We start from the raw sequence: 19,413 nt of genomic DNA on the forward strand, positions 1-19,413 counted from the left end.
CCCGAGCGCAAGCGATGGCGCGGCGGAACCGCCCGAATTTTGTCCGGATGCTCAAATCGCAAGCAGATGGAGGGCCCGCGGTCAGCTGCCGCGATAGGTCGAATAACCGTAAGGCGAGAGCAGAAGCGGCACGTGGTAATGCGCCTCGGCGTCATTCATGCCGAAGCGGATCGGGATTTCATCGAGGAACAGCGGCTCTGGCGCCCCCTGCCCGCTCGCCCTCAGATAGTCGCCCGCGGCGAAGACCAGCTCGAACTGGCCGGTGCGAAACCGCTCCACCGGCAGGATCGGCGAGTCGGTGCGCCCATCGGCATTCGTCACCATCTCGGCCAGCGGCACTCGGCCCGCCTCGTCGAGCGCGAAGAGCGTGATCTTGAGCCCTTCCGCCGGGCATCCCCGTGCCGTGTCGAGCACATGGGTGGTCAGATATCCTGCCATCGCGTTCTCCTTCGCCAATCGTCGAGACCGCGATCACTATGCTTTCGGGTGAAACAAACCGCAAGATATCGTGCGCTCACCGGAAGTTGCTTAGTATTTCACATGCTTATGGTTGATCACCGCACAGCTGCCTCTAGGTGACATTACAGGTTCACGTAGCCGTCACATCCATGTCACGTCGAAAGGCGATGGGCAGCGCAGCAACGAGCGGAAGGACCCTATGGGCAACAACATACAGCCTGTGATTTTCCCGACTGTTTCCGCTCCGCTTCTCCGCGCAGGCGCCGGGTGCCTGCCCCTCCCTGCAGATCCACCGGAGATGTGACATGAGCCGATCGCGCCATCACAACAAACAACGCTACCGCAGCCTTTTCCTGTCGGATTTCCACCTCGGTTCGCGCGGGTGCAGCCCCGGCCCGATCCTCGACTTCCTGCAAAGCGTGCAGGCCGACGCGATCTACCTCGTCGGCGATATCCTCGATCTCTGGCATGGTGGGCCCGTGCAGTGGGGGGATATCCACGCCGAGATCATCGAGACCCTCGAAGCCCATGCCGAGGCCGGCACTCGCATCGTCTATCTGCCCGGCAACCACGACGCGGCTTTGCGCTCGCCGGGGATGAATTTCCTCAGCTTCGAGCTGACCGAAACGGCGCTGCATGTCGGCGCGGATGGGCAGCGCTACCTGATCGTGCATGGCGACCAATGCGATGCGCGTATCCTGCGCTGGCACGCGATGACCCGTTTCGGAAGCCGGATGGACGCGCTGTTCCGCGGCATCGATGCCTGGCTGCGCCGCCGCCGCGACGTCTCCGAGACCGAGCGCACCTTGATCCAACTCGCGATCGAAGGGATCAATCACCTGATCGCGCGCGGCTCGGGGTACGAGCATCGTCTGATCGCGATGGCCTCCGAGGCCGGGGTCGACGGGATCATCTGCGGCCACTCGCACAAGCCCGCGTTGCGCGATGTCGACGGGATGACCTACGCCAATTGCGGCGACTGGGTGGACAGCCTGACCGCCTTGGCCGAGGATAGTTCCGGCGCGTTGCAACTTCTTCAATGGGGCGCGGAGCCCGCAGCGGTCACCGAGACCGGCACCCGCTCCGCAGTCGCAAAGGTTCGCGCATGACGATCGTTCTGCTGTCCCTTGCCGCCCTTCTGGGCATCACCCTCACGGCGCATCTGCTTAGCGCTGCGATGACCGCATGGCGCGAGTCCCGCCCGCCGAAGCCGGTGCCCGACACGCTGCCCTTTATCGCGCTGATGCGCCCGGTCTGCGGGGTCGATCCGTTCGACGCGGAGACGCTCGGGTCTTCCTTCAACCTCGACTATCCGAATTACGAGGTGATCTTCTGCGCACCCTCCGAGCGCGATCCGGCCTGCGCACTGGTCCGTCGCCTGATCGAAGAGAACCCGCAGGTGCGCGCACGGCTTCTGACCGGGCTCGACGCGGTGTCGGGCAATCCGAAGCTGAACAACCTGCACAAGGGGCTGTCGGCGACCGAGGCGGAGTGGCTCGCGATGGCCGACAGCAATCTGCTCTTGCCGCGCGACTACCTGCAGCGGCTGGTGGCGGAATGGCGGCCCGGCACCGGGCTCGTATCCGCTCCGCCGGTGGCCGAACGTCCGGGCAATCTCTGGGGCGCGGTGGAGGCCGCTTTCCTCAACACCAATCAGGCGCGCTGGCAGGTAGCGGCCGACATGATCGGGATGGGGTTCGCGCAGGGCAAATCGCTATTCTGGCGGCGCGACATCCTGATGGCGGGCGGCGGTTTCGCAGCCCTTGGGCGCAACATGGCCGAGGACGTGGCCTCGACCAAATTGGTGCGCCGTCAGGGCCTGAAGGTGCGGCTGACGCGGCACCTTTTCGCGCAACCGATCGGGACGCGCGCGGCCCGGGAGGTCTGGGACCGCCAGCTGCGCTGGTCCAAGGTACGCCGCGACGGGTTCGTGATGATTTTCGCAGCCGAGATCGCGCAGGGCCCGTTCCTGCCCTTCCTCGCCGCGCTTGCCTTGGCCGTTCTGGGCGCGATGCCGTGGATCGCCCTGCCGCTTCTGGTGGCGCTGTGGTACGGTGCCGAGGTGCTGCTCGCCCGGATCGCGGGCTGGCCCGCGTCGGCGCGCGACATCGCGGGCTTCGCGATCCGCGACGCGATGTTGCCCGCGCTGTGGCTGATGACATGGTTCGGGCGCGATTTCACCTGGCGCGGCAATGACATGACCCACCGGGACGTCGCCCGCAGCGACGCCCCCGTAACGGAGTAACCCGATGATCGGCCTCGAGACGATCTCCGTATTGATGGCGAAACACGGTCTGGCCGTGCTCGCGCCGATTGCGGTGCTCGAAGGGCCGATCGTGACGGTGATCGCAGCGTGGCTTGCCAGCCAGAACATGTTCTCGGTCTGGTCGGTCGCGATCATCGTGATCCTTGCCGATCTCGTCGGCGATCTGGGGCTCTATGCGCTTGGCCGATGGGGGCTGAACCGGATGCCCAAGAAATGGCGCGACAAGCTGGGCCTTAGCCGCGCGCGGCTCGTGAGTGCGGCGCGGCACTTCCAGAACAAAGGGGTCAAGACGCTGGTTTTCGGCAAGCTGACCCATTCGGCGGGCGCGCCAGTGCTGGTCGCAGCCGGGGTCGCGCGGATGAATGTCTGGGTCTTCATGCTGACCAACCTGATCGCGACGATCCCGAAATCGCTGGCCTTCGTGGCGCTCGGCTATTGGCTCGGCTCGCATATCGGGAAGATCGACAGCTGGCTTTCGAAAGGCTCGCTGATCCTGCTGGTCGTGATCATTCTTGGTGGCACGATCTGGTTCTTTCGTCGCAAGAGGTCGCACACATGACGACGATCACCTGCATTCTGCCCGCCTATAACGAGGCCCCGCGGATCGCGGCGGTGCTGGAGCGTGTGCTGGACCATCGCCAGATCGCCGAGGTGATCGTGATCGACGACGGCTCGAGCGATGGCACCGCCGAGATCGCCGAAGGGTATCGCGACGCCCATCCGCATCTGCGGGTGCTGCGCCAGACGCAAAATGGCGGCAAGACGGCCGCCGTGGCCGCCGGGATCGCGGAGGCCGCGGGCAGCCATCTGCTGCTGCTCGACAGCGATCTGCTGGGGCTGACCCATGCCGATCTGGGCGCGCTGATCGCGCCGGTGGCGAGCGGGGAGGCCGATGTCACGATCAGCCTGCGCCGCAACGCGCCGCGCATCTGGCGGATGATCGGGCTCGATTACATCTCGGGCGAGCGGGTGATCCCGCGCGAGATGCTGGGCGAACGGCTGGAGGCCCTCAACGCCCTGCCCCGCTTCGGGCTAGAAGTCTTCATGAACCGGCTGTGGATCGCAGAGCGCGCCCGGATCGCCGTCGTCACCTGGCCCGGCGTCGACAGTCCGATGAAATCCGCGAAGCTGGGCAACTGGCGCGCAGGCGTCGCCGCCGACGCACGCATGATCCGCGATATCTTCCGCACCATCGCGCCGCATCGCGCGTTGGGTCAGATCGTGGCGATGCGCAGCCTGCGGGTTCGCGGCGAGGCGCAGGCTTTACCGCGCAAATGGTTGGAACGTATACCTCGCTGAACGGTTCGGTTCACGACAGATCAGCGGAGGTTTCATGTCACAACACGCGCGCGTCGTTATCATCGGCTCTGGCTCGGCCGGACTGTCTGCCCTGCGCGAAGTGCGTCATGCGACCGATGACTTCCTGATCGTCAACGACGGCCATTGGGGCACGACCTGTGCCGAAAGCGGCTGCATGCCCTCCAAGGCGCTGATCGAAGCCGCCAACGCTTTCCACCGCCGTCACGATTTCGAGGCCTTCGGGATTTCCGGCGCCGAGGCACTGCGCATCGACGTGCCCGCCGTGATGGCGCGGATGAAACGGATGCGCGACGGGTTCACGAAATCGCCGCGCGCGGTGCCCGAGAAACTCGGGGACAAGGCGATCTCGGGCCGCGCGACGCTTCTCGGCCCGAACCGGATCGAGATCGCGGGCCACGGCGAGGTGACCGCCGATGCGATCATCCTCGCGACGGGCTCCTCGCCGGTGGTGCCCGGGCCATGGAAGACCTTCGGCGAACGTATCCTGACCACCGACACGCTATTCACCCTCGACGATCTGCCCAAGCGGATCGCGGTGATCGGCATGGGCGCGATCGGGGTGGAACTGGCGCAGGCGATGGCCCGGATGGGGATCGAAGTCGCGGGTTTCGATGCGCTGGAAAGTGTGGCTGGCATGACCGACCCGGAGGTTGCAGCGGTCTTGCGCGACGCTATCGCGGCGGAGCTGCCGCTGCATCTGGGCGCGCCTGCGGAGATTTCCGAAGGCAACGCGGGCAGTCTGCTCGTGAAAGGCGCAGACGGCGCGGAATTCGAGGCAGATGCCGTGCTCGCCGCGATGGGACGCCGCCCCAATATTGCGGGGCTCGGGCTTGAGACGCTGGGCGTGCCGCTCGACGATCACGGGATGCCGGAGGTCGACGCCACCACTACCCGGATCGGCGATCTGCAGGTCTTTCTGACGGGCGACGCGAATGCCATTCGTCCGATTTTGCACGAGGCCTCGGACGAAGGGCATATCGCGGGGCGCAACGCCGTGGCCGACGCCCCGCGCTGCTATAGCCGCCGGACCTCGATGGCCATCGCCTTCAGCGCGCCCAATGCGGTGCGCGTGGGGCAAAGCTTCAAGGACCTCGAGGGGCAGGACATCCTGATCGGCAGCGCGGATTTCGCGACGCAATCGCGCGCCCGGCTGGCCGAAGAGGCGTATGGCATGCTCCGCGTCTATGCCGAGCCCGAAACCGGCAAGCTGCTGGGCTGCGAGATGGCGCTGCCCGAGGGCGAGCATTTCGCGCATCTCTTCGGCCTCGCGATCCAGTCGGGCATGAGCGCTTTCGACATGCTGGCGATGCCCTTCTATCACCCGGTGATGGAGGAAGGTCTGCGCAGCGCCCTGCGCGAAATTTCCAAGCAGCTTCCCGAGGAAGACCGCTCGGACCTCTCCGATTGCCCCGAGAAAGGGCATCCGGCGCTCGATTAAAGGGCTGCGATCTCGGCCACGCGCGCGGCATTGTCGGGCGCGGTGGTGCCGTCCGCCATCACCAGCGAGTTCTCGAACCCGACCCGCGCCTTGCCACCCTCGGCGAGCGCATTGCGCAGGCAGTCGGTCTCGCCCGAGCCGAAGGCGCAGATCGCCCAGTCCGGGGTGATCGCCTCGGCCTGCATCCAATCGAGGAACGGATCGAGCATCGCCGGCGTCGAGACCTGCCCCGCAACATAGCGACCCATCACGAAGATCAGTTGCAGCCCGGGATCGCGCAGCAGGCGATCCGGCAGTACATGCACCAGCGCCTCGGCATCCTCGCGGGAGTAGAGGATATGCTGGATCGCGATCCCACGTTCCGCCGCCTCTTCGTAAAACCGTATTGCCTGCAATTCGTGGTCGCGCAGCATCTCGCGCGCCGAAACCGAAACCATCTGCGCGCCCGAGTTCAAAGCGACATAGCGCTGATGCCCCGGTTCGTAGCGCCCCGCAGCCTCGGTGGTGATCTGGATCGCCATCTCGCCCAGAAGCGGGCGCAGATGGGCCAGCGCCTCGGCGTAGGCGCCACTATCGAGCAGGTGCCCGCCCGCATCGTCGCGCAGATGTAGATGCAGCGCCCCTGCCCCGGCGTCACGGCAAGCCAGCGCGGTCTGCGTGATCTCGTCCAAGGTGATCGGCAGCGCCGGATGGTCGGACTTCGTCTTGGTCGCCCCGTTCGGCGCGACCATGATATGCGGCAGGCTCACCCGAGAACCTCGCGGATCGCGGTGCCGAGCTTGTCCACCAATTCCCCGATCTGGTCGTCGGTGATGATGAAGGGCGGCGCGAGCAGGATGTGGTCGCCGCGCTGGCCGTCGATCGTGCCCCCCATCGGATAGCAGACGAGCCCGGCCTCGAAAGCCGCCGCCTTGAGCTTCTTGTTGATTGCCTTGGCCGGGTCCATCGGCTCTTTCGTGGCACGGTCGGCCACGATTTCCAGCCCGCGGAACATGCCGCGCCCGCGAATATCGCCGATATGCGGATGCTGGCCGAACGCCTCACGCAGCGCCGCGTCGAGCACTTCGCCCTGCTGCGCCGCCCGCGCGACGAGCCCGCCCTCGGTCAGTTTCTTCACCACGGCATCACCGGCAGCGGTCGCGGTCGGGTGGCCGATATAGGTGTGGCCGTGCTGGAAGAAGCCCGAGCCGTTGACGAAGGCGTCGTAAATCTCGGAGGTGCAGAGCGCCGCCCCGATGGGCTGGTAGCCCGCGCCCAGCCCCTTCGCGATGGTGACGATATCGGGCGCAATCCCGTCCTGCTCGCAGGCGAACAGCGTGCCGGTCCGGCCCATCCCGCACATCACCTCGTCGAGGATCAGCAGGATGCCGTATTGATCGCAGATTTCGCGGATGCGCTTGAAATAGCCCTTCACCGGCGGCACCGCGCCCATCGTGGCGCCGACGACCGGCTCGGCGATGAAGCCGATCACGTTCTCCGCCCCAAGGCGCTGAATCTTGGCCTCCAGCTCGTTGGCGACGCGCAGACCGTATTCCTCGGCGGTCTCGCCTTCCTCGCGCCAGCGGTATTCATGCACGGGCGCGATGTGGCTCACGTCGATCAGCAGCGGGTTGAACTTCTCCCGGCGCCACGCATTGCCGCCAGCGGCCAGCGCGCCCAGCGTGTTGCCGTGATAGGACTGGCGGCGCGCGATGAAATGCGACCGGCTCGGTTCGCCCTTCTCGACGAAATACTGCCGCGCCATCTTCAGCGCGCTCTCCACCGCCTCCGATCCCCCGGACGTGAAATAGACGCGCTCGAGGCTCCCCGGCGCGTGAGCGATGAGGCGATCGGCCAGCCGTTCGGCGGGTTCGGAGGTGAAAAAACTCGTGTGCGCGAAGGCGATATTGTCGATCTGAGCCTTGATCGCCGCAGTCACGTCAGCGTCAGAGTGACCGAGGCAGGAGACCGCCGCGCCCCCGGACCCATCGAGATATCGCTTCCCGTCGGCATCGAGGATGTAGATACCGTCGCCCTTTACCGCCAAGGGCGGATTGGACTTCGTGTGGCGGGGGAATACGTGACTCATATCGGTCCCTCCTTCGGGACAAGAATGCGTGAGGATCGCTGATTACCCCATGAAACATATGTTTTACGCATTGACAACATATGAAACAATTGAAACGGTCACCTCAACGCGATAACTGGTGATGGAACCTGGGGAGGAGCCTTGTCCGGCAGTTTCGAACAGCGATTGGCTGCGCAATATGGCAACCTTTCCGCGCGCTTGCGTGAGGCGGGAGACTATATCGCAGACAACCCGGTGAGCATCGCCACCCGTTCGCTGCGCACGCTGGCGAGCGAATCGAACCTTGCGCCCGCGACCTTCACCCGCCTCGCCCATGCGCTCGAATACGAGAATTTCGAAGAGCTGCGCGAGACCATGCGCGACCAGATCGGTCGCCGTGTCTCTCCCTTCGCAGACCGAGCCGATCGGCTGCAGAAGGATGCCGTCGATCCGCAGAGCAGCTTCCTCAACCGTTATGCCGCGGCGACGCAGGACAATATCGCAGCCCTGACCGCCGCGATCGAGCCGGGACGCCTTGAGGCCGTGGCCGACAAGCTCGCCGCCGCGCGCCGGGTAGTGCTTCTGGGTGCGCTCGGTTCGACGGGGATCGCGGAATACACCGCCTATATCGCCAATTTCCTCGGCGATAACTGGGAGCTGGGTGCACGGGCGGGCTCGTCGCTGGGCGCCACGCTCGCCGGGCTCGATGAGCGCGACGCGGTTCTGGTCATCACCAAGCCGCCCTTCGCGCGCTCCACCATCCGCAGCGCGATCCATGCCCATGAACAGGGCGCCTATGTCGCGCTTATTACCGACAGCCGCAGCTGTCCGGCGCTGCACGCAGCCGATGAGACCTTCATCGTGCCCACCGACAGCCCGCATTTCTACACGAGTTACGTCGCCACGCTGTTCTTGCTCGAAGCAATTCTGGCGTTGGTGGCGAAGCGCGCGGGACCCCGCGCAACCGAACGGATCGCCGAGGTCGAACGGCGCAACAGGCTTCTCGACGAAGTCTATGCGCGCTGACCGACGCGGACCGTATCTTTGAACCGAGACCCAAAAACGACCAACGGGAGTTACTCAATGAAAAAGTTCTTCAAACTCGGGGCCATCGCGGCCGTCGCCGGCGCGCTGCTCGCGCCCGCGGCGAACGCAGCCGACGAGACCTTCATCACCATCGGGACCGGCGGAGTGACCGGCGTTTACTACCCGACCGGTGGCGCGATCTGCCGCCTGATGAACAAGAGCCACAAAGAAACCGGCGTGCGTTGCTCGGTCGAATCCACCGGCGGTTCGGTCTACAACATCAACACCATCCGTTCGGGCGAGCTGGACTTCGGCATCGCGCAATCGGACTGGCAGTACCACGCCTACAAGGGCGACTCGAAGTTCTCCGATCAGGGTCCGTTCGAGAAGCTGCGCGCGGTGTTCTCGATCCACCCCGAGCCCTTCACCGTCGTCGCGCGTGCCGATAGCGGCATCAAGAACTTCGCCGACCTCAAGGGCAAGCGCGTGAACATCGGCAACCCCGGTTCGGGTCAGCGCGGCACGATGGAAGTGCTGATGGACGCGATGGGCTGGAAAACCTCGGACTTCGCGCTCGCAACCGAGCTGAAGGCCGCCGAGCAGTCGAAAGCGCTCTGCGACAACCAGATCGACGCGATGGTCTACACCGTGGGTCACCCCTCCGGTTCGATCCAGGAAGCCACCACCTCGTGCGACGCGACCCTCGTGAACGTCACGGGTGACGCGGTCGACAAGCTGGTCGCCGACAACCCCTACTACGCGAAAGCCACCATTCCGGGCGGCATGTATCGCGGCAACCCCGACGACACGCAGACCTTCGGTGTGCGCGCGACCCTCGTGACCTCGGCCGATGAGCCCGATGATGTCGTCTACGCTCTGGTGAAGTCGGTCTTCGACAACTTCGACGAGTTCAAGAAGCTGCACCCGGCCTTCGCGCATCTGACGCCGGAAGAGATGGTCACCAAGGGCATCTCCGCTCCGATCCATCCGGGCGCTCTGAAGTACTATAAGGAGCAGGGCTGGATCAAATAAGCCCTGCGTATAACTGGGCGGGCGCGCTTGCGTGCCCGCCTTTTTTAGTTTCAGCTTTAAGATCATGCCGGAACAGGCGGACGGCCCTGTGGGCCGCTAGGGGGAACGATGGCGGAAAATCGCGCCTTGAACGAACAGGAATTACAGGAGCTCGTCCAGGCTTCTGACAGCGGGGCACGCAGCCCCAAGGGTTGGGTCGGGCTCATGGTCGCCGTGGTGGCGCTGAGCTGGTCGATCTTTCAGGTGCTTCTGGCCTCGCCCATCGGGCCGTATGTGCTGCCGGGCGACCTGATCAACAACGCCCGCCAGATCCATCTGGCCTATGCCATCTTCCTCTCGGCGATGGCCTATCCGCTGTTCAAATCTTCACCCAAGGACCATGTGCCGTGGTATGACTGGATCCTCGCGGTAGGCGGTGCGCTGCTCTCGATGTACGGCTATTTCTTCTACCAGAAGATCGTCGACAATGGCGGGCTCGCGGATATGCAGGACGCCTATATCTCCGTCCTCGGCATAATCTTCCTCTTCATCGCAGCCTATCGCACGCTCGGGCCCATCATGGTCCTGCTGGCGATCGTGTTCCTGTGCTACGTCTTCTTCGGCTCGTCGGAGTTCTTCCCCGAACAGATCCGCTGGGCCGGCGCGAGCCTGCGCAAGGCCATGTCGCATATGTGGATCACCTCCGAGGGGGTGTTCGGCATCGCGCTTGGCGTCTCGACCAAGTTCGTCTTCCTCTTCGTGCTGTTCGGCGCGCTTCTCGAGAAAGCCGGCGCGGGCAACTACTTCATCCAGATGGCCTTCGGCGCGCTCGGCCACCTGCGCGGTGGCCCGGCAAAAGCCGCCGTCGTGGGCTCTGCCGCGACCGGCCTGATCTCGGGCTCGTCGATCGCGAACGTGGTCACCACCGGCACCTTCACCATTCCGCTGATGAAGCGCGTGGGCTTCTCGGCTGAGAAGGCGGGTTCGGTCGAGGTGGCCTCTTCGGTCAACGGCCAGATCATGCCCCCGGTGATGGGCGCTGCCGCCTTCCTGATGGTGGAATATGTCGGCATCTCCTATCTGGAGGTCATCAAACACGCCTTCATCCCGGCGATCATCTCCTACATCGCACTGTTCTACATCGTGCATCTGGAGGCGGTGAAAAACCGGATGCCGACGATCGGCGACCGCGTGGTCTCGGTCTGGCGTACGGCCTTTGGCATGTTCGCCTTCTTCGCGGGCTTCGCGGCCCTGTGCTACGCAACGCAATTCCCGGTACGCCTCATCACCTCGATGGTGCCCGAAGGCGCGGCCTGGGTTCTCGCCCTGCTCGTCGTCGTGGTCTATCTCGGGCTCGTCTGGGTCGCTGCGAAAGCCCCCGATCTGGAGCCGGACGACCCGAATTCGGAGATCGTGAAGCTCCCCGAAATCAAGGACATCTACAAGGCGGGCCTCTACTACCTGCTGCCGATCGTCGTGCTGGTCTATTTCCTGATGATCGAGCGCAAATCGCCCGGCCTGTCGGCCTTCTGGGCCTCGTTCCTGCTGTTCTTCATCCTGCTCACGCAGAAACCGCTCAAGGCGATGTTCCGCGGCGAGAGTGCGCCCATGAGCCGCTTCCGTGAAGGCGTTCTCGACCTGATCGGCGGCATGATCGACGGCGCGCGCAACATGATCGGGATCGGTCTGGCCACGGCCACCGCCGGGATCATCGTGGGCACCGTCTCGCTGACCGGGATCGGTCAGGTGATGGCCGATTTCGTCGAGTTCCTCTCGGGCGGCAACCTGATCCTGATGCTGATCTTCGTGGCGATCCTGTCGCTGATCCTCGGGATGGGCCTGCCGACCACAGCGAACTACATCGTCGTCAGCTCGCTGATGGTGGGCGTGGTCGTCCATCTGGGCGCACAGTCAGGCCTCGTGGTGCCGCTGATCGCGGTGCACCTGTTCGTGTTCTACTTCGGCATCATGGCGGATGTGACACCACCGGTGGGGCTAGCGAGTTTCGCGGCGGCGGCGGTCTCTGGCGGCGATGCGATCAAGACGGGCTTCACCGCCTTCTTCTATTCGCTGCGCACGGTCGCCCTGCCCTTCGTGTTCATCTTCAACACCGACCTGCTGCTGATCGACGTGACCTGGTATCAGGCGATCTTCGTCTTCATCGTGGCGACGATCGGCATCCTCGTCTTCACCGCAGGCACGATGGGCTGGTTCATCACCCGTTCGAAGATCTGGGAGACGGTGGCGCTGCTTCTGATCGCGTTCACCCTGTTCCGTCCCGGCTATTTCATGAACATGATCGAGCCGCCCTATAACGAGGTGCCGCCTGCCAATATCACGCAGCGTCTCGACAAGGCGCCGGTCGGTCGCGAGTTGCGGCTGGTCTTCTCGGGGCCCGATTACACAACGGGCGATCCGAAGGACATGACGGTGCTGGTCAAGGTGCCCGAGGGCGCGACGGGTCAGGACCGGCTCGACAAGCTCGGCCTGAGCTTCACCGAGACGGACGGCAAGATGGTCGCGGACGAGCCGATGTTCGGCACGGAGCTGCAGACCAAACTGCAGGGCTTCGACTTCTATGGCGACAATCCCGTCACCCTGTCCAATGTGAAGGCGCCGAACGATCAGCTTCCCAAAGAGCTGATGTTCATTCCCGCCTTCGCCCTTCTCGCGCTCATCGCTTTCCTGCAAAATCGGCGCAAGGAAGACGATGACGCGGCCTTTGCTGAAGGAGAACCGGCATGACCAATACCATTCTCTGCGCGATCGACATGAACCGCCCCAAGACCGAGCGCAAAGTGCTCGAATGGGCGGCGCGGCTGGCCAAGATGGAAGACGCCCAGCTCGACGTGATCACCGTGGTGCCCGATTACGGCTCGGCGGTGGTCGGGGCCTTCTTCTCGGACGATCACACCGCGAAGGCGAAGGAGCATGCGCGCGAGCTGCTGCATGACTTCGTCGCCGAGGTGGTCGGCCCCGAGGTGAACGCCAAGGTGCGCCACATCGTGGGCGTCGGCACCGCCTATCACGAGATCCTGTCGCTGGCCGAAAAGGACGGCGCGGACATGATCGTGCTCGGGGCGCATCGCCCCGATCTCAGCGATTACCTGCTCGGCCCGAACGCCGCGCGGGTCGTGCGGCACTCGAATTGCTGCGTCTTCGTCGTGCGCTGAGCACGCGACCGACGCCAAAGCTAAGGGCGCGCCCGGACGATGGGCGCGCCCTTTTTCTATCGGAGCCCGGATCAGGCGGCCCCGGAACAGGCTGCCCTAGATCAGGCGGCGGTGTGCAACTGGCGCGGGGCCGACTGAGCTGCGATCACACAGGCTTCGGCCATTTCGCGACGCCGCTGGGTGGAATATTCCGCAGGCATCCGCAGCGCCGCGTATTGGCGCCCATCCTCGTCGTTGCGATAGGTCGGGCCCATCCGGCTCACATCGTAGCCAAGCTGGCGCAGAGCCCGCATCAGGGCGAGCGAGGAGAGGCAAATCAACTCGTCCGCGCCACGCTCCCTCGCGCGCTCCACCAGCCCGTCGACGATGAGCCGCAGACAGGTCGAGCGTTCCGCCTGCGTAGTCAACGCGTCGGAAATCACCAGCCGCGTACATTCCCAGACCCTCTCGCTCGCGATTTCGGTCGGCAGGATTTCCGGCGGAATATGCGGCAACTTCCCCAGATGCGCGTCACGCAGCATGTAGGTATTGCCGCCCCAGATCGCCGCGGTGGACATGACCCGTGCCCCGCCCACCACCTGCCCGTCCTTCAGCACGAGCGAGTAGTGCGCCAGAGGCGTATCGTATTGATCCATTTCTACTTCGTCATTATGCGGCACGTCCCAACCGAGCGTGTCGACGAAGACCTCCTTGCGCAGGCGCAGGAAGTCGTAAAAAGCGGTGCCGAAGCGGTGAAGTTGCGAGAATTCGAAAGTGCAGTTTTGCATTGGAGCCTCCTTCTGGATAGCTCCATCGAAACCACGAATTTGTGAAAAATTCACTCTTTTAGGTTGTATAAACCTAGATCAGTCGCCTTGAAGTCGCGATTGCGAGCATTTCAATCGCATTTCGCGCCCCCAGTTTTCGGCTCGCAGAAGACAGCCGCGCTTTCACGCCGCTTTCGGAAATTGCGAGTTCCGCGGCGATCTGTTTGATCAAGAGCCCGTCGGCGCGGAAGCGGATCGCCTCGATTTCGGCATCCGTGAGCGAGCGCTGCGAGGCGTCGACATGCAAGGCCTTGAGCATATCGAAAGCTTCATGAAGCTCGGCATCGGTAAAATCGCGATCCGATCGGAACAGGACCGCGTGGCTGCGACGCCCGGCATCGCTTGGCGTGTTGTAAGAGATCGTGGCGGCGTAGGTCAGCCCCATCCGTCGAGCCATGCCGACGACGTCTCGGGGATCGTCCTTCAGGTCGACCCAGCGCACGTAACCGACATTGTGGTAGACCCAGTGCATCGAAGGGTCCTGCACGACCAGTCCATGCTGGGTGTACATGTCGACCCAGTCGCTGTTCAGACGGTTGAGTTCGGCTTCGGGAAATGCATATCCAACCCTGAGCGCGAGGTAAAACCCGGCCGGGGCGATTTCATTCAATCGCTTTTCGCAATCCCTCAGTTCCATATTCTGATGGTCAATTCACTTGCACTCACTGCGGTCGCAGCCTACCGTCGCACGCGTCGCTGCAGCCTTGTACCAACAACCTAAAGACGAATTCCCGTGATGGAAACAGCAAACCGCAAGGAAATCGCCAGCCTGCTAGAGGACCTTGGGCAAACCTGCGACACCGGTTTCGCATTTGCCCTGCATATCCGCTTCACCCGCCCGAACATCCTTTATCGCACATATCCCGAGCCATGGATCGACGAATATAGCGAAAAGGGCATGATGATGGACGACCCTGTCGTCCTGTGGGGCTTGCAGCATGTGGGTATCGTGCGGTGGGAAGATCTCGACGACCCCAAGGGGGTTCTGAAAGGTGCGAAATCCCACGGACTTTATAATGGCCTGACCTGCGCAGTGCTGGAGAACGGCTCGCGCTCGATTTCGGGGTTCACCCGATCCAGCGCCCCCTTCTCCGAGGACGAAGCGCAAGACCTGCTTGAGAAGACCCGGCGCCTGCACAACCTGACGGCGGGCCTGTCGGACCTCTGAGAAAAGGCGCTTTTGCCCTTCTCTCGGCTCGATTGTCCAAGTCGAATCAAGGGATAGGCGCGAAGACGAGAAGTCGAACCGGCAGCGCCCCACTCAACCTTAGCGTGCAAACTTCATCTATCGGAAGGTCGATTTTTTTCGGCCTTCCGAATTTCGGTCGAAATGCTTTGCTTTCGCTTGATCGGCCCGAAATTCGCCCCCTACCCTTTTGAAATATCTGTAATCGGGATCGACGGGCCTGGTCCGGCCCAGAGCGATTAAGTTGACCTCAAACCGGACTGGGCAGTCGTTGCCGTTCTTCTGTGGGGGGAGAACATGACGCATCTGCCACGTTTCGAGACGCAAGATATCTCTTGGGCGCCGCCGCGCCGGCATAAGGGGCAGCTGCGCTGTCTCGTTGCCGGAGGGGCCGGGTTTCTGGGGTCGCATCTGTGCGACCGGCTGATCGAGGCCGGTCACTCGGTGCTCTGCATCGACAACCTGCTGACCGGGCGGACAAAGAACATCGCCCATCTCATGGGACATCCCGATTTCACCTTCCTCAGGCATGACGTCATCGCGCCGCTGCAGATGCATGGCGAGATCGACCGGATCTACAATCTCGCCTGCGCGGCCTCGCCGCCGAAATATCAGCTGGATCCGCTGCACACGTTCCAGACCTGCGTCGCGGGGTCGATGAACCTTCTCAGCCTGGCCGAGCGGACCGGCGCACGCATCCTGCAAGCCTCGACCTCCGAGGTCTATGGCGACCCGGACATCTCGCCCCAGCGCGAAGACTATCGCGGTCGGGTGAACACCACCGGGCCCCGCGCCTGCTACGACGAAGGCAAACGCGCGGCAGAGACGCTGTTCCATGACCTTCAGGCCTGTCGCGGCATCGACACCCGCATCGCGCGGATTTTCAACACCTACGGGCCGCGGATGGACCCCGAGGATGGGCGCGTGATCTCGAATTTCGTGACGCGAGCGATCCGCGGCACGCCGCTTGAACTCTATGGCGGCGGCACGCAGACGCGCTCGCTGTGCTATGTCGACGATCTGATCAGCGGCCTGGTCGCTCTGATGGAAAGCGAGACGGTCGGCCACGAGCCGGTCAATCTGGGCAATCCGGGCGAATATACCGTCGCCGAGCTGGCCCATATCGTGCGCGACATGTGCGAGAGCCGGGCGCCGCTCGTCGTATCGGATCTGCCGCTCGACGATCCGATGCAACGCTGCCCCGACATCACCCGCGCCGAGACCCGGCTGGGCTGGCGTCCGGAGATCGCGCTGCGCAGCGGCCTCGTGCCGACCATCGCCTATTTCCGGGCGGAGATAGCGGGCGTTGAAACCGCAACCGCCCCGATAACCGCAACGGCCGCCGAATGATCCAGCGCCCCGACATACGCGCTGCGATCGAGGCCGGACACCTCGCGCCCATCCTCACACCGAGGCAGGCACTGCGCTATCGGGTGCTGTTTGCGCTGTGGATGCTCGCGACGGTCTATTTCTGGAGCTGGTGGCTGACACCGTCGCATATCCTTGCGACGGTTCCCTATTTGATACTCACGGGTGTGCTGATCTGGCTTCTGGCAATGCAGATCTACTTCTTCGTGATCTTCCTGCAGGCGGTCCGCCCCTCGTCGCCTCTTCCGGAGCCGGGTCGGTGGCGCGTCGCGATGATCACGACGAAAACTCCATCCGAACCCTTTTCGGTCGTTCGTCGGACATTGGAGGCGATGCTCGCGCAGGACTACCCGCATGACACGTGGCTCGCCGACGAGGCGCCCTCGCCCGAGACGCGCGCATGGTGCAAGATCCACGGCGTGAAGATCTCCAGCCGCCACGGCATCGAGGCTTACCACCGGCAGGAATGGCCGCGGCGGACGCGCTGCAAGGAAGGCAACCTCGCCTATTTCTACGACCACTGGGGCTATCGCGATTATGACATCGTAAGCCAGCTCGACGCCGACCACGTCCCGCAACCGGGCTATCTGCGCGAGATGCTGCGCCCCTTCGCCGATGATGCGGTTGGCTATGTCAGTGCGCCGTCGATCTGTGCGTCCAATGCCAAGGAAAGCTGGGCCGCGCGCACGAGGCTCTATTTCGAAGCAGCCTTCCACGGAGTTTTTCAAGCGGGCTACACTGCAGTATTCGCGCCGATGTGCATCGGCTCTCATTACGCTGTGCGCACCTCCGCGCTGAAGGAAGCTGGCGGTCTAGGTCCCGAACTCGCGGAAGATCACTCGACCACGCTCCTGATGAACGCGGCGGGCTGGCGCGGCGTTCACGCAATAGATGCGATTGCGATCGGCGATGGCCCGGCGACTGTGACCGACCTGATCACGCAGGAGTTCCAGTGGTCGCGCTCGCTGCTGAGCCTCCTGCTGCGCTACATGCCGGACTATGTCGGCAAGATGCCGTGGCGGCTGAAGTTCCTCTTCGTGCTCTGCCAGAGCTGGTATGTCTTCTTCGCGCTCTCGATGTCGATGATGTATATCGCCCCGATCATCGCCATCAGCTTCGACATGCGCTTTGCCGACGTGACCTATCCCGCCTTTATCGGACATGTGCTGCCCGCAGGCACGGTGACGCTGATATTCGCCTTCATGCTGCGGCGCGATCAGTTCTTCCGTCCGCACGACGCCAAGATCATCGCGTGGGAGAAAGCACTCTTCGTGATGATGCAATGGCCTTGGGTGCTCTGGGGATGCGTCATGGCCGTCTATGACAGGCTGTCGGGAAAATTCGTCGATTTTCGGATCACACCGAAAGGCGAAGCCGCCTCGACGATGTTACCCGAGCGGATCATCGCCGTTTACGGCGGGCTGGCCCTGGGGGCCTTGCTGCCGGTTCTTCTGGTGGACAACGTCATCGAGGCGCGCGGGTTTTACCTCCTCTCCATGTTCAACGCCGCGTTCTATTTCGTCTTGCTGAGTGTGATCTTCGGCGCGCGCGCGCGCCGCGTTCAGATCGATTGGCGCGGCTGGCCGCGCGATATGGCGGTTCAGATGGGCACGCTGAGCGTCATCGTCTCGCTCAGTTTCGGAGCCCTTTGGCTCCGCGGCGGCGAAAGCGTCTACGCGCTCATGATCGGGCTGAAATCGGTTCAGCTCGCAAAGGTCGAATACATCGTCTCGGGGGCCGGCATGGGCGCCCCGGGACAAGCGAAGTTCCACGTCAAACCGAGCTGGAAGTGACGGGGCTGCGCACTGAAAAGGAGGAGACTGACATGGCTAATGATTTGATGACCCGTCGCGAAATGATGGCCGGTGCCGCGGCGTTGGGACTGACAGTATCGGCGCGGCCGGCGTTCGCTGCGGATGTCAGCGTGCCGCCCGGCTCCTTGCCGTTCGGGGTCTATGATCCCGATGGTGACTTTGCGGATCTTTCAGGCGTGGTGATCGAGCACCTGTTCCTGCCCTGGGAGGACGTTTTCCTTCCCTCGCTGAACGATGCCGACAGCTACGCGCTCGAACGAAACCGCGCGCTTCTGGTGACGCTGGAGCCCTGGACATGGTCGCGCTCGGAGCGCAACACGGCGCAATATCTGCGCCGCGGCATCGAGCGGGGCGAATACGACGCCAACATGATCGCGGTGGCCGATGTGCTGGCGACGCTGCAAAGTCCGGTCACGCTGCGCTTCGCTCATGAGATGGACGACAAATCCGGCCAGTTCATCTGGTCGGACTGGAACCCCGACGACTATATCGCGGCCTATCGCCGGATGACCGACGTCGCCCGCGACCGGGCGCCGAAGATCAACCTGATGTGGTCCCCGCTGGGCGACGAGAACATGGGCGAATATTACCCGGGTGACGATTACGCCGACATCGTGGGCCTCACCGTCTTCGGGCTGCAGGCTTGGGACCAGGCCAAGTTCGGCCGCGATCAGACCTTCGACGACATCTTCGCGCCCCGCTACGCGCGGGCTGCCACCTATGGCAAACCGGTTGCGGTGGCCGAGCTCGGCTATGTCGGCAACCAGTCCTATGTCTCGATGTGGCGCGACCGGGTGCGTCAGGAATTGCCGGACTATCCGAGCCTCGTCGGTGTCAGTTACTTCAACCAGCGCGAGGTTTACCCGTGGCCCGAAGGCTTCGGCGCGCCGGATTGGCGAATCAAGAACCAAGTTCTGACCTGAGCCACCATAGGTAGTGGCGATTTTTCGCCTACAACACCACTGCTAGACAAGACATTGAAGCTGCGCGGGAATTTCTCTCGCGCAGCCTCTTTGCATTTCGCCACAAATCCGCCTGCTTCCCGCCACGTCACCTACCAACTTGACCCGTAGGCTGAGATCGACCAATCCTGCTGGCACGAGGACGCAATCGGCCCTCTTCCGCGCAGACGGGAGGGGTCAGACCGCAACGTGAGCAGACAGGATTACAGTTCCGATGACGTTTTTATCCGTGAAAGCGGCCCGCCTTGTCGTGGCCGGCCTGATCTTTGCAGCCCCGCTGAGCAGCGCCCATGCGCAACAAGCTGGCATGCTGGACCTCAAACCGATCCGTGTTTCCGCCAAAAGCACCGCCGGTCAGGGCGGCGCAAAATTTGACTGGCTCGCCGGTCGCACCAGCAAAGCGCAAGCCACGCCGCGCGTCGTTCAGACCCGGTTTATCGGCAAGGGCAAATGGATTTGCTCGCCCGCCGGTTTCGGCAAGAAAGCAAGCTGCTTCCAGCGCTGAACGCCGCCCCTACGCTTTAAGTGATGGCCCCG

Annotated in this window: 19 protein-coding genes; 14 read left to right on the plus strand and 5 right to left on the minus strand. The window is 63.5% G+C overall.

Features of this window, described 5'->3' with window-relative positions:
* Nucleotides 1–81: 81 nt before the first annotated feature.
* Nucleotides 82–438 (minus strand): hydroxyisourate hydrolase, encoded by a 357-nt coding sequence (gene uraH / locus ACZ7GB_RS02505; RefSeq protein ID WP_472157552.1) that lies wholly within the window; start codon nucleotides 436–438, stop codon nucleotides 82–84.
* A 326-nt stretch (nucleotides 439–764) separates the two neighbouring features.
* Here uraH and ACZ7GB_RS02510 point away from each other — a divergent pair, with 326 nt between their 5' ends.
* Genes ACZ7GB_RS02510 through ACZ7GB_RS02530 form a run of 5 tightly spaced genes read left to right on the plus strand, consistent with a single transcriptional unit; the run spans nucleotide 765 to nucleotide 5,483 of the window.
* Nucleotides 765–1,568 (plus strand): UDP-2,3-diacylglucosamine diphosphatase, encoded by an 804-nt coding sequence (locus tag ACZ7GB_RS02510; protein ID WP_472157553.1) that lies wholly within the window; start codon nucleotides 765–767, stop codon nucleotides 1,566–1,568.
* Complete coding sequence (locus ACZ7GB_RS02515) at nucleotides 1,565–2,704, plus strand: ceramide glucosyltransferase (protein ID WP_472157554.1); 1,140 nt, start codon at nucleotides 1,565–1,567, stop codon at nucleotides 2,702–2,704. Before ACZ7GB_RS02510 ends, ACZ7GB_RS02515 begins: the two co-directional genes overlap by 4 nt.
* Before the next feature lie 4 nt (nucleotides 2,705–2,708).
* Nucleotides 2,709–3,284, plus strand: coding sequence for a DedA family protein (locus tag ACZ7GB_RS02520; protein ID WP_078519551.1), 576 nt, complete (start codon nucleotides 2,709–2,711; stop codon nucleotides 3,282–3,284).
* Nucleotides 3,281–4,024, plus strand: a complete 744-nt coding sequence (locus ACZ7GB_RS02525; RefSeq protein WP_472157555.1) for a glycosyltransferase family 2 protein — start codon at nucleotides 3,281–3,283, stop codon at nucleotides 4,022–4,024. The genes ACZ7GB_RS02520 and ACZ7GB_RS02525 overlap by 4 nt, the downstream gene beginning before the upstream one ends.
* Before the next feature lie 34 nt (nucleotides 4,025–4,058).
* Nucleotides 4,059–5,483, plus strand: a complete 1,425-nt coding sequence (locus ACZ7GB_RS02530; RefSeq protein WP_472157556.1) for a dihydrolipoyl dehydrogenase — start codon at nucleotides 4,059–4,061, stop codon at nucleotides 5,481–5,483.
* Here the strand turns inward: ACZ7GB_RS02530 and ACZ7GB_RS02535 are convergent.
* Both ACZ7GB_RS02535 and ACZ7GB_RS02540 read right to left on the minus strand, forming a co-directional pair.
* Nucleotides 5,480–6,232: a beta-keto acid cleavage family enzyme gene (locus ACZ7GB_RS02535; protein WP_472157557.1), complete on the minus strand. Its 753-nt coding sequence runs from the start codon at nucleotides 6,230–6,232 to the stop codon at nucleotides 5,480–5,482. The two genes, ACZ7GB_RS02530 and ACZ7GB_RS02535, sit on opposite strands and share 4 nt — an antisense overlap.
* Complete coding sequence (locus tag ACZ7GB_RS02540) at nucleotides 6,229–7,551, minus strand: aspartate aminotransferase family protein (protein ID WP_472157558.1); 1,323 nt, start codon at nucleotides 7,549–7,551, stop codon at nucleotides 6,229–6,231. Before ACZ7GB_RS02540 ends, ACZ7GB_RS02535 begins: the two co-directional genes overlap by 4 nt.
* Nucleotides 7,552–7,692: 141 nt before the next feature.
* Between ACZ7GB_RS02540 and ACZ7GB_RS02545 the strand changes: the two genes are divergently transcribed.
* The 4 genes from ACZ7GB_RS02545 to ACZ7GB_RS02560 all read left to right on the plus strand — a co-directional run bounded on the left by ACZ7GB_RS02545 (nucleotide 7,693) and on the right by ACZ7GB_RS02560 (nucleotide 12,740).
* A complete protein-coding gene (locus ACZ7GB_RS02545; RefSeq protein ID WP_232621726.1) occupies nucleotides 7,693–8,556 on the plus strand; it encodes a MurR/RpiR family transcriptional regulator in 864 nt (287 codons plus the stop codon).
* A gap of 57 nt (nucleotides 8,557–8,613) precedes the next feature.
* Nucleotides 8,614–9,588: a TAXI family TRAP transporter solute-binding subunit gene (locus ACZ7GB_RS02550; RefSeq protein WP_472157559.1), complete on the plus strand. Its 975-nt coding sequence runs from the start codon at nucleotides 8,614–8,616 to the stop codon at nucleotides 9,586–9,588.
* A gap of 108 nt (nucleotides 9,589–9,696) precedes the next feature.
* Complete coding sequence (locus ACZ7GB_RS02555; RefSeq protein WP_472157560.1) at nucleotides 9,697–12,312, plus strand: TRAP transporter permease; 2,616 nt, start codon at nucleotides 9,697–9,699, stop codon at nucleotides 12,310–12,312.
* Nucleotides 12,309–12,740, plus strand: coding sequence for a universal stress protein (locus ACZ7GB_RS02560; protein ID WP_075776036.1), 432 nt, complete (start codon nucleotides 12,309–12,311; stop codon nucleotides 12,738–12,740). Before ACZ7GB_RS02555 ends, ACZ7GB_RS02560 begins: the two co-directional genes overlap by 4 nt.
* A 101-nt stretch (nucleotides 12,741–12,841) precedes the next feature.
* On the opposite strand, the gene ACZ7GB_RS02565 is transcribed toward ACZ7GB_RS02560, so the two are convergent.
* Both ACZ7GB_RS02565 and ACZ7GB_RS02570 read right to left on the minus strand, forming a co-directional pair.
* Nucleotides 12,842–13,507: an acyl-homoserine-lactone synthase gene (locus tag ACZ7GB_RS02565; protein ID WP_078599396.1), complete on the minus strand. Its 666-nt coding sequence runs from the start codon at nucleotides 13,505–13,507 to the stop codon at nucleotides 12,842–12,844.
* Between the two features lie 73 nt (nucleotides 13,508–13,580).
* Nucleotides 13,581–14,156, minus strand: coding sequence for a response regulator transcription factor (locus ACZ7GB_RS02570; RefSeq protein ID WP_168173940.1), 576 nt, complete (start codon nucleotides 14,154–14,156; stop codon nucleotides 13,581–13,583).
* Between the two features lie 126 nt (nucleotides 14,157–14,282).
* Here ACZ7GB_RS02570 and ACZ7GB_RS02575 point away from each other — a divergent pair, with 126 nt between their 5' ends.
* The 5 genes from ACZ7GB_RS02575 to ACZ7GB_RS02595 all read left to right on the plus strand — a co-directional run bounded on the left by ACZ7GB_RS02575 (nucleotide 14,283) and on the right by ACZ7GB_RS02595 (nucleotide 19,381).
* Entirely contained in the window at nucleotides 14,283–14,714 is a 432-nt protein-coding gene (locus ACZ7GB_RS02575; protein WP_078546411.1) for an autoinducer binding domain-containing protein, read from the plus strand.
* A gap of 315 nt (nucleotides 14,715–15,029) precedes the next feature.
* On the plus strand, nucleotides 15,030–16,082 hold the full coding sequence (locus tag ACZ7GB_RS02580) for a UDP-glucuronic acid decarboxylase family protein (protein ID WP_472157561.1): 1,053 nt from the start codon (nucleotides 15,030–15,032) through the stop codon (nucleotides 16,080–16,082).
* Entirely contained in the window at nucleotides 16,079–17,893 is a 1,815-nt protein-coding gene (locus ACZ7GB_RS02585; protein ID WP_472157562.1) for a glycosyltransferase family 2 protein, read from the plus strand. Before ACZ7GB_RS02580 ends, ACZ7GB_RS02585 begins: the two co-directional genes overlap by 4 nt.
* 32 nt (nucleotides 17,894–17,925) lie before the next feature.
* Nucleotides 17,926–18,837: a glycoside hydrolase family 26 protein gene (locus tag ACZ7GB_RS02590; protein ID WP_472157563.1), complete on the plus strand. Its 912-nt coding sequence runs from the start codon at nucleotides 17,926–17,928 to the stop codon at nucleotides 18,835–18,837.
* A 268-nt stretch (nucleotides 18,838–19,105) separates the two neighbouring features.
* A complete protein-coding gene (locus ACZ7GB_RS02595; RefSeq protein ID WP_143593777.1) occupies nucleotides 19,106–19,381 on the plus strand; it encodes a hypothetical protein in 276 nt (91 codons plus the stop codon).
* The last annotated feature ends 32 nt before the right edge of the window (nucleotides 19,382–19,413 follow it).

The organism is Thioclava sp. PTB-PU3-1 (assembly GCF_055666785.1).

What these genes read in the sequence shown, in the direction of transcription:
- ACZ7GB_RS02590 (WP_472157563.1), top strand. Translation starts at nt 17,926, where the DNA reads ATGGCTAATGATTTGATGACCCGTCGCGAAATGATGGCCGGTGCCGCG.
- ACZ7GB_RS02525 (WP_472157555.1), top strand. Translation starts at nt 3,281, where the DNA reads ATGACGACGATCACCTGCATTCTGCCCGCCTATAACGAGGCCCCGCGG.
- ACZ7GB_RS02560 (WP_075776036.1), top strand. Translation starts at nt 12,309, where the DNA reads ATGACCAATACCATTCTCTGCGCGATCGACATGAACCGCCCCAAGACC.
- ACZ7GB_RS02575 (WP_078546411.1), top strand. Translation starts at nt 14,283, where the DNA reads ATGGAAACAGCAAACCGCAAGGAAATCGCCAGCCTGCTAGAGGACCTT.
- ACZ7GB_RS02550 (WP_472157559.1), top strand. Translation starts at nt 8,614, where the DNA reads ATGAAAAAGTTCTTCAAACTCGGGGCCATCGCGGCCGTCGCCGGCGCG.
- ACZ7GB_RS02555 (WP_472157560.1), top strand. Translation starts at nt 9,697, where the DNA reads ATGGCGGAAAATCGCGCCTTGAACGAACAGGAATTACAGGAGCTCGTC.
- ACZ7GB_RS02510 (WP_472157553.1), top strand. Translation starts at nt 765, where the DNA reads ATGAGCCGATCGCGCCATCACAACAAACAACGCTACCGCAGCCTTTTC.
- ACZ7GB_RS02585 (WP_472157562.1), top strand. Translation starts at nt 16,079, where the DNA reads ATGATCCAGCGCCCCGACATACGCGCTGCGATCGAGGCCGGACACCTC.
- ACZ7GB_RS02580 (WP_472157561.1), top strand. Translation starts at nt 15,030, where the DNA reads ATGACGCATCTGCCACGTTTCGAGACGCAAGATATCTCTTGGGCGCCG.
- uraH (WP_472157552.1), bottom strand. Translation starts at nt 438, where the DNA reads ATGGCAGGATATCTGACCACCCATGTGCTCGACACGGCACGGGGATGC.
- ACZ7GB_RS02565 (WP_078599396.1), bottom strand. Translation starts at nt 13,507, where the DNA reads ATGCAAAACTGCACTTTCGAATTCTCGCAACTTCACCGCTTCGGCACC.
- ACZ7GB_RS02540 (WP_472157558.1), bottom strand. Translation starts at nt 7,551, where the DNA reads ATGAGTCACGTATTCCCCCGCCACACGAAGTCCAATCCGCCCTTGGCG.
- ACZ7GB_RS02520 (WP_078519551.1), top strand. Translation starts at nt 2,709, where the DNA reads ATGATCGGCCTCGAGACGATCTCCGTATTGATGGCGAAACACGGTCTG.
- ACZ7GB_RS02530 (WP_472157556.1), top strand. Translation starts at nt 4,059, where the DNA reads ATGTCACAACACGCGCGCGTCGTTATCATCGGCTCTGGCTCGGCCGGA.
- ACZ7GB_RS02515 (WP_472157554.1), top strand. Translation starts at nt 1,565, where the DNA reads ATGACGATCGTTCTGCTGTCCCTTGCCGCCCTTCTGGGCATCACCCTC.